At 32.6% G+C, this 14,915-nt stretch carries 17 protein-coding genes; 2 read left to right on the top strand and 15 right to left on the bottom strand.

The genetic code is table 11. The features are described from left to right. The first annotated feature begins 358 nt into the window (after window positions 1-358). Window positions 359-1,960, top strand: coding sequence for a glycoside hydrolase family 10-like protein (locus ACX6U0_RS02060; RefSeq protein WP_464958346.1), 1,602 nt, complete (start codon window positions 359-361; stop codon window positions 1,958-1,960). 76 nt (window positions 1,961-2,036) lie between these two features. Here ACX6U0_RS02060 and recQ read toward each other — a convergent pair whose 3' ends face one another. From recQ to ACX6U0_RS02100, 8 genes are all read right to left on the bottom strand, one after another. After that, window positions 2,037-4,145 carry a DNA helicase RecQ gene (recQ, locus tag ACX6U0_RS02065; protein WP_464958347.1) on the bottom strand — a complete coding sequence of 703 codons (2,109 nt, stop codon included), beginning with the start codon at window positions 4,143-4,145 and terminating at the stop codon, window positions 2,037-2,039. Window positions 4,146-4,187: 42 nt separating this feature from the next. Continuing rightward, window positions 4,188-4,628, bottom strand: a complete 441-nt coding sequence (locus ACX6U0_RS02070; protein WP_464958348.1) for a YaiI/YqxD family protein — start codon at window positions 4,626-4,628, stop codon at window positions 4,188-4,190. Then, the gene (locus ACX6U0_RS02075) at window positions 4,629-5,327 is read right to left on the bottom strand and encodes a pseudouridine synthase (protein ID WP_464958349.1); all 699 of its coding nucleotides are present in this window, start codon (window positions 5,325-5,327) and stop codon (window positions 4,629-4,631) included. Window positions 5,328-5,472: 145 nt separating this feature from the next. After that, on the bottom strand, window positions 5,473-5,964 hold the full coding sequence (locus ACX6U0_RS02080) for an ankyrin repeat domain-containing protein (RefSeq protein ID WP_464958350.1): 492 nt from the start codon (window positions 5,962-5,964) through the stop codon (window positions 5,473-5,475). Window positions 5,965-6,010: 46 nt separating this feature from the next. Beyond that, a complete protein-coding gene (locus tag ACX6U0_RS02085) occupies window positions 6,011-6,916 on the bottom strand; it encodes a 5-oxoprolinase subunit C family protein (protein WP_464958351.1) in 906 nt (301 codons plus the stop codon). Then, window positions 6,917-7,672, bottom strand: a complete 756-nt coding sequence (locus ACX6U0_RS02090) for a 5-oxoprolinase subunit PxpA (protein WP_464958352.1) — start codon at window positions 7,670-7,672, stop codon at window positions 6,917-6,919. It lies immediately after the preceding gene. Further along, entirely contained in the window at window positions 7,662-8,405 is a 744-nt protein-coding gene (pxpB, locus tag ACX6U0_RS02095) for a 5-oxoprolinase subunit PxpB (protein ID WP_464958353.1), read from the bottom strand. The genes ACX6U0_RS02090 and pxpB overlap by 11 nt, the downstream gene beginning before the upstream one ends. Further along, a complete protein-coding gene (locus ACX6U0_RS02100) occupies window positions 8,392-9,009 on the bottom strand; it encodes a pyroglutamyl-peptidase I (RefSeq protein WP_464958354.1) in 618 nt (205 codons plus the stop codon). The genes pxpB and ACX6U0_RS02100 overlap by 14 nt, the downstream gene beginning before the upstream one ends. A gap of 239 nt (window positions 9,010-9,248) precedes the next feature. On the opposite strand from ACX6U0_RS02100, the gene ACX6U0_RS02105 reads away from it, so the two are divergent. Further along, window positions 9,249-10,001, top strand: coding sequence for a L,D-transpeptidase family protein (locus tag ACX6U0_RS02105; protein WP_464958355.1), 753 nt, complete (start codon window positions 9,249-9,251; stop codon window positions 9,999-10,001). A gap of 85 nt (window positions 10,002-10,086) precedes the next feature. Here ACX6U0_RS02105 and ACX6U0_RS02110 read toward each other — a convergent pair whose 3' ends face one another. The 7 genes from ACX6U0_RS02110 to ACX6U0_RS02140 all read right to left on the bottom strand — a co-directional run bounded on the left by ACX6U0_RS02110 (window position 10,087) and on the right by ACX6U0_RS02140 (window position 14,745). Then, window positions 10,087-10,575, bottom strand: coding sequence for a heme-degrading domain-containing protein (locus ACX6U0_RS02110; protein ID WP_464958356.1), 489 nt, complete (start codon window positions 10,573-10,575; stop codon window positions 10,087-10,089). A 24-nt stretch (window positions 10,576-10,599) separates the two neighbouring features. Then, complete coding sequence (locus ACX6U0_RS02115; RefSeq protein ID WP_464958357.1) at window positions 10,600-11,643, bottom strand: oxidoreductase; 1,044 nt, start codon at window positions 11,641-11,643, stop codon at window positions 10,600-10,602. Window position 11,644: 1 nt separating this feature from the next. Beyond that, window positions 11,645-12,415: a DeoR/GlpR family DNA-binding transcription regulator gene (locus ACX6U0_RS02120; protein WP_464958358.1), complete on the bottom strand. Its 771-nt coding sequence runs from the start codon at window positions 12,413-12,415 to the stop codon at window positions 11,645-11,647. A 283-nt stretch (window positions 12,416-12,698) separates the two neighbouring features. Then, the gene (locus ACX6U0_RS02125; RefSeq protein ID WP_464958359.1) at window positions 12,699-13,172 is read right to left on the bottom strand and encodes a hypothetical protein; all 474 of its coding nucleotides are present in this window, start codon (window positions 13,170-13,172) and stop codon (window positions 12,699-12,701) included. A 142-nt stretch (window positions 13,173-13,314) separates the two neighbouring features. Beyond that, window positions 13,315-13,800 (bottom strand): DinB family protein, encoded by a 486-nt coding sequence (locus tag ACX6U0_RS02130; RefSeq protein ID WP_464958360.1) that lies wholly within the window; start codon window positions 13,798-13,800, stop codon window positions 13,315-13,317. A gap of 33 nt (window positions 13,801-13,833) precedes the next feature. Beyond that, entirely contained in the window at window positions 13,834-14,208 is a 375-nt protein-coding gene (locus ACX6U0_RS02135) for a DnaJ family domain-containing protein (protein WP_464958361.1), read from the bottom strand. A gap of 156 nt (window positions 14,209-14,364) precedes the next feature. Beyond that, window positions 14,365-14,745, bottom strand: coding sequence for a VOC family protein (locus ACX6U0_RS02140; RefSeq protein ID WP_464958362.1), 381 nt, complete (start codon window positions 14,743-14,745; stop codon window positions 14,365-14,367). Window positions 14,746-14,915: the final 170 nt, after the last annotated feature.

The raw sequence follows: 14,915 nt of genomic DNA on the forward strand, positions 1-14,915 counted from the left end.
TAGAATACCAGAATATATGTTCTGTTTTTTCCATAATAAACTGTTCAAATTTACTAGACTGATAAATTTATAGTTATAATACTGTACGTTACCTACCGTTTGAAAAAGAGTTTATCAATTTCAGCATTTATTCCGTTAATGTTATTCTCCCAATTTCATTACCTATTAGAAGTCCCACCTACCTCAATTCCCTAACCTTTCCATATATAAACAAACTATATTTTTGAAATTTCATTTCTAATTATTTTCAAAATAATTGAAATTTTATTTCAATTTTATATAGACAATACTTTCCAGTTTTGGTAGCTTTATATTATGTAAGCGCTACTAATTTAATAGAAAGCTAGGTGGATTACTTATGAAAAGAAGAAAGATTGGGAAATATGTACTTGCTTTATCAGTCGGAACATCATTATTACTACCAAATTTTCCAACTGTAAAGGCGGAAACATTTTCACAAAACATGATTCCTCCTAAACATGAACTACGTGCTGCTTGGATTGCTTCTGTTACAAATATTGATTGGCCTTCTAAATCAGGTTTATCGGTACTGCAGCAAAAATCGGAGTTTATTAAACTATTAGATGATGTTGAAAAAATGGGAATGAATTCAGTTGTTGTACAAATTAAACCAACAGCAGATGCATTTTATCCTTCCCAATATGGACCTTGGTCTAAATATTTAACAGGAACACAAGGTAAGGATCCAGGATATGATCCTCTTGCATTTATGGTCGAAGAAGCACATAAACGAAATATTGAGTTTCATGCATGGTTTAATCCATATCGTATTACGATGCCCCGCTCGACACCAGGAAACGCAACTTTAGAAGACTTAAATACATTAGCAGAGTCTCATCCTGCTAGAAAACATCCAGATTGGGTTATACCTTATGGCTCTCAGTTGTATTTTGATCCAGGTATTCCTGAAGCTCGTCAGTTTATTGTTGATGGGATCATGGAGGTTGTGAGTAAATACGATATTGATGCAGTCCATATGGACGATTATTTTTACCCATACCGCATTGCAGGTCAAGAATTTCCAGATCAGTTATCTTACGAAAAGTATGGTAAAGCTTTATTTACAAATAAAGACGATTGGCGACGTGACAATGTAGATGAGTTTGTAAAAGAGGTTAACGAAAGCATAAAGCAAGTAAAACCTTATGTTAAATTCGGAATTAGTCCATTTGGAGTATGGCGTAATATCGCTAAAGATCCAACAGGCTCAAATACAACTGCTGGTCAAACGAATTATGATGATTTATTTGCGGATACAAGAGAATGGATAAATAATGAATATATAGATTATATTACCCCTCAAATTTACTGGAATATTGGGTTTGAACCGGCAGCTTATGATATTTTAGCAGATTGGTGGACAAAGGAAGTCGAAGGGAAAAATGTTGATTTGTATATTGGACAAGCAGCTTACAAAATTAATGCCAATAATGAAGCATGGGCAAGACCAAACGAACTACCAAATCAAATTGCGCTAAATCGTCAAATCCCACAAATAAAAGGTAGTATGCATTTTTCAATAAAAAGCTTAAATAATAATCCACTAGGCATTAAAGATCGTTTAAGCCAAGTTGAGTATCAAACAAAAGCTTTGATCCCTTCAATGCCTTGGATTGATAATCATGCCCCAAAGAAACCGAAATTTAAAAAAGCGACAAGAACCGCTGAAGGAAATCTACTTACTATTCAAAATAACCCAAGTGATAAAGATGTTACTTATTATGTTGTCTATCGTTTTGAAGATACAAATGAATATAATTTAAACGACGCAAGAAATATTTTAACGACTGTTCGTAAATCTGTTGAAAAAGAAACTACTTATCTAGATCGTACAATATCACAGGATAAAGACTATACTTACGTAATTACAGCAGTTGATCGAAATCACAATGAAAGTAAAGAAACAAAAAAAATAATTGTAAAGGCAAATAAACATTAAAAACTTGTCCTTTACTATAAAGATAAAGAGCTTCCAACAGTGGAAGCTCTTTTTTAAAATTGAAAGGTATCTAACTTTATATTCCAGCTTTCATAATCGCCGCTTTGATCATGAAATAACTTATATCAGAATGAAGCTCTTCTTTTATTGGTTTTAGCTTTTCACTTCCAACCACTTTAATCGCAGCATTTATTTCTTCCTCTATATGAATTGGTAATATTTCATGCCAATCAAATGAAGTATCCTCGACTGCGCCTTGAAGTATATGACTTTCAATCGTTACGGGATTTAACCCTCTTTTTTTTGCAATTTGTTTAATATCTATACCTTCTTTATATAAATCATATGAAATTTCATGTGAAGGAATTTTCTCTTTCATTGTAGGGATGATAGGTTGAACTGTTTGTTCAATTTGATTCGCTACTTTATATGCCTTTATTAATTCAATAAATTGCTTACCAAAACGTTGTTGTTTTTGTAGCCCTACCCCTTTAGCTTCTAAAAATTCTTCGTCTGTTTCAGGAAGTATTTTACATAAATCTCGTAGAGTGCTATCAGAAAAAACAACAAATGGTGGTACAGCTAATTCAGTGGCAATTTCTTTACGCAATGTACGTAATTGTTCAAATAACTCACTGTTTGTAGTAGTTGCTTCAACGATAACTTCCTCTTTTTTCATTACCTGAACCTTATTTAAAAGCACTTCTCTACCTTTATTTGTTACCGTTAATAAAGGAAATTTCCCATCGGTTACACCTATATATTGTTCCGACGTTAAAAAGTCGATTAAGTCTCCTACATTTTTTGCTGTACGATTTTTTAAGAGTCCGTATGTTGATAATGTCTGGAAGTTAAAGTCTAGTAATTTTTTATTTGACGACCCTGTTAATACTGATGCAACCATTGTTTTACCAAATCGTTCACCCATTCTGATAATACATGATAAAACGATTTGAGCATCTTTTGTAATATCAATAGAGTTGCGTTGATCAATACAATTACTACATTTCCCACAGGTTTGATCAGTTTCGTCTCCAAAATAGTGAAGAATAAAAGCTTGTAAACATGTTTCTAGGTAACTATAATCCTTCATTGATTGTAGTTTTTGTATTTCTTGTTTTTCTCTATTAAAATCATGAGTAGACTGCTCGATTAAGAACCTTTGAATTTGTACATCTTGCGCATTAAAAAGTAAAATACACTCACTTTCTAATCCATCACGACCTGCTCTTCCAGCTTCTTGATAGTAACTTTCCATGTTTTTAGGCATTTGATAATGAATGACGTATCTCACATTCGATTTATCAATCCCCATCCCAAACGCATTTGTTGCTACAATGACATTTATATCATCCTGAAGGAATGCATCCTGTTGTCTTGATCTTTCAACATCGCTTAAACCTGCATGATATCTTCCTACAGAAACACCTTGTTTTTTCAATTGTTCTGTTACTTTATCTACTTCTTTTCTTGTTGCAGCATAAATAATTCCAGCTTCATTTTTATTCTTTTTCACATAATTAGTAATAAAATCAAGTCTATTTTGTCCTCTAATGACTTTAAAAGACAGATTTTCTCTTCCAAACCCTGTTATAATTGCACTTTCTTCGTCTATACCTAATTGAGTACAAATATCAGATTTTACATGCGGAGTAGCCGTTGCAGTTAGTGCTAGTATTGTAGGATTAGATGGTAATTCAGAAATTAAATCTTTAATTCGTAAATAACTTGGTCTAAAATCGTGCCCCCATGATGAAATACAATGCGCCTCATCTACTGCCACTAGTTTAATAGGTAATTGCCTTAACTGATTTATAAAAATTTCAGATTCAAGACGTTCTGGTGCAATATAAAGAATCTTATATTCGCCAATGCTTAAATCCATCAATCTTTCATCTACCTCATGATATGAAAGTGAACTATTGATAAATGTGGATGGAATTCCTACTTGATGTAGGGAATCAACTTGGTCTTTCATTAAAGAGATTAGTGGAGAAATGACGAGGGTAACTCCTTGGAGTATTGTCGCTGGAATTTGGTAACAAATTGATTTACCTCCACCCGTTGGCATGATGCCAGCGGTGTGTTGACCTGACAAAACTCTTTCGATAATTTGTTCTTGTCCTTTTCTAAAATGATCATATCCAAAATATTCCTTTAAGTTCTTCCTTGCTAAAGTTAACATGCGCTCCTCCTCTTTTTAGATTATTTTACTTCACTTATTGTACTACATTGTAATAGTTGTTAACATTTTTCTTAACCCAATTTCAAAATTTGTATTATCTTCTTTTTGACGTTTTTTAGGTCCTTTAACTCTTCCACCTGCATTACGAATTTTCTTAGAAACATAGCGAGAATGAAGGAGAGAATCTATGTTTTCGTTCGTATATTGATGACCATTTTGATTTAATACATATGCTTGCTTAGATAAAACCATGGCAGCAAGTCCATAATCCTGTGTAATGACTACATCACCTTTTGACACTCTATTCACTAATGCAAAATCCACTGCATCTGCGCCTTGTGAAATAATAATTGTTTCTGCTCCTTCTCTTTGCATAATATGGGCTGTATCGCATAGTAAAAGTACAGACACACCGAACTCTTTGGCGATCTGAATCGTTTCGTTTACAACAGGACATCCATCTGCGTCAATTAAGATTTTCATTTATTCTTCCTCTTTCAATTGATCTATTAGCATTTTTAATTCTAAATCTGATAAAGATCTCCATTTTCCAACTTCTAAATCCTCTAATTGAATGTTCATTATACGAATCCTCTTCAATTTTACCACTTTAAAGCCGAAATGCTTTGCCATCTTTCGGATTTGACGGTTTAAACCTTGTGTTAAAACAATACGAAAAGTTTGTTCATCTACTCTCGTCACTACACACTTTTTTGTTGTTATATCACCTATTGGTACACCGTTAGACATACTAGTTATAAATTCATCATCAAATGGCTTATTAACCGTCACGATATATTCCTTTTCATGTCCATTTTCACTATGTAGGATTTTATGTGCAATTGGTCCATCGTTTGTTAGTATAATTAACCCCTCTGAATCTTTATCTAGCCTGCCAACAGGAAATAATCTTTTCGGATAATCAACAAAATCGATAATATTCCCCTCTACAGTTTGTAATCCTGTACAAGTGATCCCAACTGGTTTGTTTAATATGATATAATCCTTTTCGTTTGATAATTGGATAACTTCACCATTTATTTCCACGATATCTTGACTGGCCACCACGCTATTTTTTTCGGCTATAATGCCATTTATTCTAACCTCACCAGCAGCAACTAGTCTTTCTGCTGCGCGTCTTGAACAATAACCTGATGCACTAATAAACACATTGATTCTCAAAACAATTCCTCTTTTTCATAACTTTTCTATCATCATAACAAAAAGTGTTGTGACAATACAGCTCTCACAACACAACAAATGTTTATTTATTAAATAATAATGGGAAAACCCAAAAGTCTTAAGAACCATTTTTTTAATTAATCAATTATGAAATATATTGACTAAATTCAGTGTGGCTACGTTCTTCTGCAATATGGATTGGTGTTTTTCCATTATGGCTTTTGTAAATTTTTGCGCCATTTTCTATTAATAGTTTTGCAATTGAAATATTCCCCTCGAACGCAGCGATATGTAATGGCGTATGTCCTTCACTATCTTTGATATTACAATCTGCTCCGTTAACAAGTAAATACTCAATCGTTTCTATTGACTTAGCCCCTGCAATTGATGCGTGAAGTGCAGTATTTTGAGGGATGAATGAAATGTTCGAATGTGAAACTGCATTGATTTCTGCACCATGTGATACTAAAGTTTTAACAACTTCAATTTGTCCATAATGAGCTGCAATGCCTAATAAAGTTAAGCCATTTTCATTCTCTTTATTTACTAAAACTGGTTGCTCATTTAATAGTTCATCTAATAATTCATGGTCTCCAATTTCAGCAGCTTGAAATAAGCTTGATAAAACTTCTTTCATTAATATCGCCCCTTTTTTATCTGTTGGATTTCTAAATGTAAATGTTTTAAGAATTTTCCAACTCTATATTTCGTTTTCTCGCATTCTCTATATCTATTGCGACTAATTTTATGTAGTCTCCTTGCTTTGCTTGAGAAAGCTTTGATAAATCAGAGTGAATAATCGTACCTAATGTCACATATCCACCAGTCGTTTGACAATCTGCCAGGAGAATGATAGGTTGCCCACTTGGTAATATTTGAATTGTACCAAATGTCGTACCCTCTGAAAGTATATTAGCATTAAACTCTTGGTTAATTTTTTCATTCGTACTTACATACATGCCCATCCTATTACTTGTTCCTATTAGTAAATTTGTGGACAATCGATTAATTAAATCAGTGGGTAGCAAATTAAAATGCCCACTCTTAATATAGTGAACTACTTTTTTATTCGAATAGTTTGGGTGCCACTTATTACTCAGGCTTATTAATTCACGCTTTTCAGTGCTGTAACCATGAATCATCATTCCTTTATGAATAACCAAACCTAATTTGGCAAGAGCATAAGAAGATTGGCTCTCAAAATCTACTTTACTACAAATCCCGTTTGGTACTGCAATGTAACTATAAACACCACTTTTTGCACCGTGAAAAGTTAACATATCATTTTGTTTCAATCTAATAACTTTATACATTGGAATTGTTTGGCCATTAATTGTAGGTGCTAGATCCGCTCCTGTAATAACAATATCTACATCGTGACAAACTTTTAAAATCGTACCTCCCATCGCAACTTCAATACTAGCTACATCACGTTTGTTTCCTAGCAATATATTGCCAATTTGATAAGCTAATTGATCCATCGCTCCAGAAACAGGAATGCCTAATTGTCTAAAATTCATTCTGCCCATATCTTGGATTGTAAGTAGTACTCCGACATTTAAAACTTCAAATAGTGAAATCAATGTCATTTACTCTCCAACTGTTTTGACGGCTATTTGATGTTGATGAAAGATTTTACGTAATTCAGCTGCAAGCTCCGTCCCTATCGCTGAATCACTATGTAAGCAGATTGTATCAGCATCTAACGTGATAATTTTCCCTGAAATTGTTGTAACTGTATTGGTTGTTACGATTTGAAGTGCTTGTTCTACTGCTACTTTCGTACTCTTATGTACAGAATAAGGCAGGCATCGATCGACGAGTGAACCATCCTCCTCATATGTACGATCGGCAAATACTTCAGAAGCATACGGGATATTCATTTCGATTGCTGCTTCGATTAGTTTACTTTTTGAAAGTCCATATAAAATTAAAGATGAATCAAAAGATTTAATTGCTTTTATGATTGCCAGTGCTAGTTTAATATTTTTTGCTGCCATATTGTATAATGCACCGTGAGGCTTTATATGGTGTAATTCTATTTTATGAGCTTTACAAACTGAAGATAGAGCACCTATTTGATAAAGTACTAGTTTATATACCTCATCTTCTGTAAAAGTCATCTCTCTGCGACCAAAACCAAGTAAATCTGGAAAACCTGGATGGGCCCCAACCGATATATTAAATTTTTTTGCAAGCTTAACCGTTTCATACATTGTAAACGGGTCTCCAGCGTGAAAGCCACATGCAATATTTGCTGAAGAAATATGAGGCATCATACTTTCGTCATCTATTTGATACCTACCAAAACTTTCACCAATATCACTATTCAAATCAATTTTCATATTCTTCCTGCACTTCCTTCTTCAGTGAAAATGAACCTTCTTTCATTGATTTTTCTATTTCTGCATATTCAAACTCATTAATAGCTTTAAAACGCAAGAAGCTACCTGGTTGAAACAATACTTTATCATCAAAATGATTTGAAAAGATCGTAATCGGTGTTTGGCCGATAATATTCCATCCACCAGGCGATTCAAACGGATAGATCCCAGTTTGTTCCCCAGCAATCCCAATAGCCCCTTGTCGAACAAGTTTAGGCTTTATCAATCTAGGTGTAGCTAATTTTGAGTTTAGACCTCCGAGATATGGAAAACCTGGCAAAAAACCAATCATATAAATACGGTATAAGTTTTCCTGATGCATCTGAATCACTTCATTAAGTGAAATCTGATTATGCTTCACGACATTCTCAATATCAGGACCATAATGCTTTCCGTAGCATACAGGAATTTCATATATCATTTTCTTATGTTTCATATGTAAAGTTTGCAAATTAAAAATTTGCTCTTCAACTTCTTTCTTTAATTCGAAAAATGAATATGAATACGAGTCATAATATAAGGTAACTGAATGATAGGAAGGAACAACTCCAGTAAATTTATGCTTCAATTTATGTTTTAAGTGGTTTGAAATAATATGTACTAAATCATTCGTTTCATCTGAAATCGAATCTCCTAAATAACAAACAATACCGGAACATCCAATTGGATGAATTGATACATTAATTTTCTTCATTTGTACTAATTACGTTTATGGCTAGCTTAATTGCATTTGTTAAATCTGTTTGTGACCAACCTGGTAAGTTTTTTTGTATAACCGCTAATTCATGAGAAGCTGGAATATGAATAAACCCACTTGGAATTGATTTTTCTTTTTTCTTTAACTCATTAAGTATTTGGTACATTATGTTATTACATAAATAAGTTCCTGCTGAATTCGAAACTTCTGCAGGGAAGTGATTGTCATTTAAATGATCCACAATTGCTTGTACGGGTAAAGTTGAAAATAAGCCATCTGGCCCTTCTTCATCGATTTTATTACCAATAAATTTATTTCCTTGATTATCTGCTGCACCATCATTGCAATTAATCGCAATACGTTCCGGAGTAATTTTATAGCGACCTCCAGCTAATCCTAAAGAAATAACTGCATTTGGATTGATTTCATGAAAATACTGAATGAGAAGATCTCCAGCGGATTGAAAATCAACAGGTAAAATTTTACCGATAATTTTATATTCACCTATATATTGTCCATCTAATTCTTTCACAATATTTTCCGTTGGGTTAATCGGAAAGTTTAAAAAAGGTTCAAAACCTGTTAATAGTAACGACTTCAAACTTATCAAAACCTTTCAAAAAAATGTATTGATGCAATATTCTACAAAAGAATTGGATTTCCCTTTCAATCAGTGATAAATACTGGTTTTCATTCATTTTTTATTTAGTTAAGAATCTAATGATCTGTGAATGGAGTTAACAATATTTAACAATTGTAAAATAGATGTAACAAAGACAACTTCTATACACATAGGATTAATTGATGATTATCATTATGATTCTATGGGGAGGAACGCGATTGATCAGAAAAATATTTGCGTTGTTAATGTTAACTTGTCTAATATTTGTAACTATAGGAATAAAGCCAAGTGAAGCGGCTGGCAGTCAATTTGTGATCATTAATAAATCAACAAATCAGCTAGCTTATTATGAAAGCGGGAAATTTATTAAAGTGTTTAAAGTAGCTACGGGTAGGAAACCTTCTTACACTCCTGAAGGTAAGTTTAAAATTGTAAATAAAATTGTAAATAGGCCATACTATAAAGAGGGTATTCCCGGAGGTGACCCTCGAAATCCACTTGGAAACCGATGGCTTGGTTTAAATGCTCGAGGTACATGGGGCACAACCTATGCCATTCATGGAAACAATAACCCTAGTTCAATTGGAAAATATGTTAGCTCTGGTTGTATCCGAATGTATGATAATGAAGTAGAATGGTTATTTGCTAGAATCAAAGTAAATACGCCCGTAGTCATAACAACATCTACAAAAGCTTTTAACACAATTGCAATAGCAAATGGATATAAGGTTACTGGCACAAATCCACCTATCCCTACTACAAATGTGGGAATATTAAAAATAGGCAGTCGTGGTACTAGTGTGAAATCGCTCCAGAAAAAACTTACAGCTCTTGGGTACAGTACAAAAGGAATTGATGGAATTTTTGGTTATCAAACAGATCAAGCTGTACGCAGATTTCAAAAAGACCATAAGTTAAAAGTTGATGGAATCGTTGGAGCTGCAACGATAAAAGCACTTGGCGGGTTATAAATTGAGCACATATTAGAGGAGAAACCTCTATTTTTTTTGCAAAAAAAGAGTTGCCTGTAGCAACTCTTTTGTTTGAAATATTGATTTAAAGTTGTGAAGTTTTAGTCAGAAATTTAGTAAATGCCTCAACAATCAATCCATGATCTTCTTCCTGAGACAAACCAGAAACTGTAATTACGCCAATGACACCTGTTCCTATTACAGCAATTGGAAATGCTCCTCCATGAATTGCATAGTCAAATGGACTAACTGAATAAAATTCAAAATATGATCTGTTTTTCATCTCGTTATATAATCGCATATAATATGAACTGTGATGATGACGAAGCACTACATTTGATTTTTTCTTAATCCATTCATCTTGGTCTGGCGTTGTGCCATCCATTGCGTGATGGAAAATAGTTTGCCCATTCTTCACGATATGAATAGAAACAGCTTTATTGATTTTTTTAGTTGATTCAATGATCGATAAGCCGATTTCTAGTGCATCTTCATTAGAAAAACACTTAAATACAAGTTTTTCTTCCTGTCTTTTGATGATGTCAAGCTTCTCTTGAATATTGGTATTTTCCACAGTAAACGCTCCTTGAAAAACAATTTAATCTAAATAGATTGCTTTCTTTTCTAAACTGCTTTTTTGTGCTGCTTTAATGATTTTTATTACTAATAAACCTTCTTCTCCAGTAACTGGTACACTTTTTCCTTCATTAATGCTTTCAGCTATTTTTTGATAATACGTTAAATAAGAACCATGTTTTGTTTCAATTGTTTCCGATTTAACTGTTTCTCCATCGATCGTATTGAGCATACCGTAAAATTGAGGTTCATCAGCCCCCCATGAATCATCCAATGGTTTTTTACCAGTTTTTAGTGCATCTTCCTGTCCATCTATTCCGTACTTTATAAAGCTTCCTTTACTTCCATATACCTGAAAACGTGGACCATTACTCGGAACGATTGAACCAGAATGTAAAATGACTCGTAGCTTCTCGTACCCTAATGTAAGATGGAAATAATCATCCGTTTCGCCATTTTCTCTTTGAGCAAAAACATCCGCTACAATAAATTTTGGCATCCCAAAGAGTTGTAGTGCTTGATCAATTAAATGTGAACCTAAATCATACAATGTACCAGATCCTGGCCCTTGCTTTTCTCTCCATCTATCTCTTACCTCTGGTCTGAAGCGATCAAAATGTACCTGATATGTATTAATCTCTCCAAGCGCCCCATCACTCACTAGTTTCTTAACAGTTAAATAATCATTATCCCATCGTCTATTATGATAAACACTTAAAAGTAGATTCTTTTCATCTGCTATTTTGATTAAATCCTCTGCCTCCCACGTTTCTACCACCATAGGCTTCTCCAAAATAACATGCTTACCGGCCATTAAGCTTCGTTTTGCCATTTCATAATGCAACCCGCTAGGTGTTGTAATAACAACTAAATCAATCGCTGAATCTTCAAGAACCGCTTCTAAACTTTTCACTACTTCAACACCGCTCAGATCTTGCAGTACTTTTTCCTTATTGGAACTTACAACTTTTTTAACCTCGAATTCCTCTAAAACACTTAATAATGGTGCATGAAAAGTAGCACCTGAAAGACCATATCCAACTAAACCAACATTAATCTTTTTCATCTTATTCACTCTCTCCTTCTTCTTCCGTAATAATTAAATGTACATTATTTTCTATTATCTTTTTCATCACAGCTTCATCTGGCTGCGTATCTGTAACAATTACATCAAAATCAGTAAGATCACAAACCTTGTGTAGAAATGTTTTTTCAAACTTTGACCGATCAGCTAGCAAAATAACTTGTCGTGCACGGCTCATCATTTTTTTCTTTAAGAAAGCTTCTTCTTCATCAGGTGATGTTGCGCCTTCAGAGCTAATACCACAAGCACCTATAAATAGTTGATCAACCATAAAGTCATTTAGTGTTTCAATCGTTCTAGGTCCAGTTAGATTTCTATTTTTTCTATTAAACTTTCCAGGAAGTAAGAAAGTTGGAATTTCGGTATATTCCCCAAATAAATCAACAATATCGATTGAATTTGTGATCACATTAACACGTTTGTTTTCCATGAATTTTGCCATAAGAGCACCAGTTGAAGATGCATCAATCAACAAATCATAATGATCGTTTATTAAGAAAGAAGCACTCTGTGCAATACGTTCTTTACTAGCAGTCACTGTTCGTTCTTTGTAATGAATTAAATTCTTATTAGCTGATGGAAGTGTCGCTCCACCCTTGATTCTGATTATTTCTCCACGGTCCTCAAGTTTGACAAGATCTCTTCTTGCTGTATCTTTTGACACACTAAGCATTTCACATATCTCTTCTAATGAAATACTTTTATGAGATGACAAATACTTTTTAATCAATGATAACCTTTGTTCTTGATACATAGACAATAGCCCCTTTAAAAATCTCATTACCTGATCATAAGCTTGAATTCTATTATATAGGATATATCACAATTTTTCTATGATAAAACTTAAATAACTTAAGTTTTTTAAGTCGTTTAAGTTATTTTTTTGAAAATAGATGTAGAGATGTTAAAGGATTGAAAGGGTAAAAAGAGCAAATAGAACTAAAATAATATTTAGACATAATGAAAGCTCAGAGTTATTTATATACCCTGAGCTTTTTTGATTCTTTATACTATGTAATTTTAAATGGTATTTAATACTATACATTTAATAGACTATGAAAATAGTAATTTGCATCATTAAATGAGTCATATAAATCAATAAATTTATTCACAGAATATAAAAGTGTGACTGCAATCAAACAAATAAAAAATATCTTTGGCTCATTAGGAATGATGTTTCCCTTCCTTTTTACCAAGAAAATAGTAATAATAATTAAGACTAAATATAAAATACTAAGAATAAATTCTAATTTTAGTAAACTAAGATCATTAACCGTTTTTCTAAAACGATCTAAATAATCAGCATTTTCTTTAGTCTCTATGATAAAAAACACATTATCTTTATGACCAATTTTCCATTTATATTCACTTTGTTCTTGTGTAATTTGATATTGATATCCACCTGCATTTTCTTCACGTAAAACGATAGTTGCACTCGCAAGTGTACTCGGAACATTCTTAAGGAACAAAATAAAAAAGATTAATACAAAAATCACTTTTTCCTTCTTCAATAAACTCACCTATTGCTATATTTATATTTATTTAACTCGGGCAAAGTGCCTATTACAATTGACTACCCATATCAATCATTTTCTGATTAACTTACTTCATTTTCGTTCACATGAACTTCACTCATTTATATTGCGTTATCAATTAAGGATTCGAACTTTGAATATGTAGAAAATCCTCGATTTGCTTTTTATGATGTTGATCATGCTCACTAAAATCTTCAATTAAATAGTAAAACGTATAATGCTGATCCGTATTTGGAATATGTGTTTTTCCATTCATGGAGATTTGTTTAAGGGCAAATTCCTGATGTTCATTAAAACATTTAACAAGATTTTTTCTAGATATTATTGCTTGAGTGATGACTTCTTGAATTCCTTTATCTAATACTAGTATTGCAGATTCATGGTTATAGTCATGAAAATTTGGGAAATTTATTGTACCACTTTCTAAAATAGAAGGAATTCCCACGTTCAATAAAAATTCATCCCATCTATAAAGATGAGCAATAATTTCTTTCACTGAAAATTTCCCTTCAGCAATTGGTTTGTTCATTAGCTCTTGATCACTTAATGGCAATGATTCATACCATTTAATTAAACTATTTAATTGAAACAATTGATCGTTCATTTCAATCTCCTTTTTTGTTTATAATCTATACGCTTATTTCCAAAACAAAAGTTGTTGCTCAATATTTTCTCTCGTTACATAATTTTTTTGCATTGCAAAAGGACAGGCCAAATTATATTGTTTTATTTCATAATTCACTTCATTAATTAATTTTGAAATGATTGAAGAATGTTCTTTTGTGTTAATCTGCGATACAATATGTTCAAGCTTTTCAAATATTTTTTTCTGCTTAGATAACCAATCTGGCTTATATCCTGATCTTTTAATGACAGTTGTTAATAAGTCATCCTTTAAATGTTCTTTTGGTAAAGGTTTTCCAGTTCCAGGTAAATTGTCAAATCCACCTTCTTTTTCATGACGCTTCACAATTTCATCTAACCAGTCTACATATTTTTCATTATCACTCATTATAATGATCACCTCGATTAGTTAATACTGTAATAGATTCGATTAATTTCTATAATTTTCCTTTTTTCAATTTTACAAAACAAGTTTACTTTATGATTTTTTGTCATTTTTGTGAACACTGAAAGTTTTAAATTCTAGATTCATTGATGAATTGTATTAAATAGTTAATTCTATTAAATTTCCTTCCGGGTCTTCTATTACACTCTCAAAATAACCATCTCCAGTCACACGTGGACCATTTACAATAGAGTAACCATCATTTTTTAACCTTGCTGTCATTTGATTAACAGAGTCCTCACTCCCTAAAGAGATAGCTATATGAGCCCAACCCAATTGATTACTCTTATTTTGTTGATCAATACCTACCTTACGCATAATTTCTAATCTTGCTCCTGTATGAAAAGTTAGAAAGTAAGATTCAAACTTCTTTTCAATATTGTGATATTTAAGGTTTGACTTACAATTAAAATACGTTTCATAAAACGCCTTCATACGATCCAAATCATTAACCCAAATTGCTACATGTTCAATTCGCATTCAGTTTCACCTCATAAATTTCAGAATTCGTTAAGTTGTTAAACAAAAACATGCGTTAGATTAAATAGTTTCTTTTTCAACTGGTGAATAGTTAAAATCCCCAAGAATCAACTTTCCATTAAACCTTTTCTATCTCTAATTAGAGTCCTACTCCATTTCATTGACGTTTA

It is taken from the genome of Gottfriedia sp. ABJ_BB2_2 (assembly GCF_055484705.1).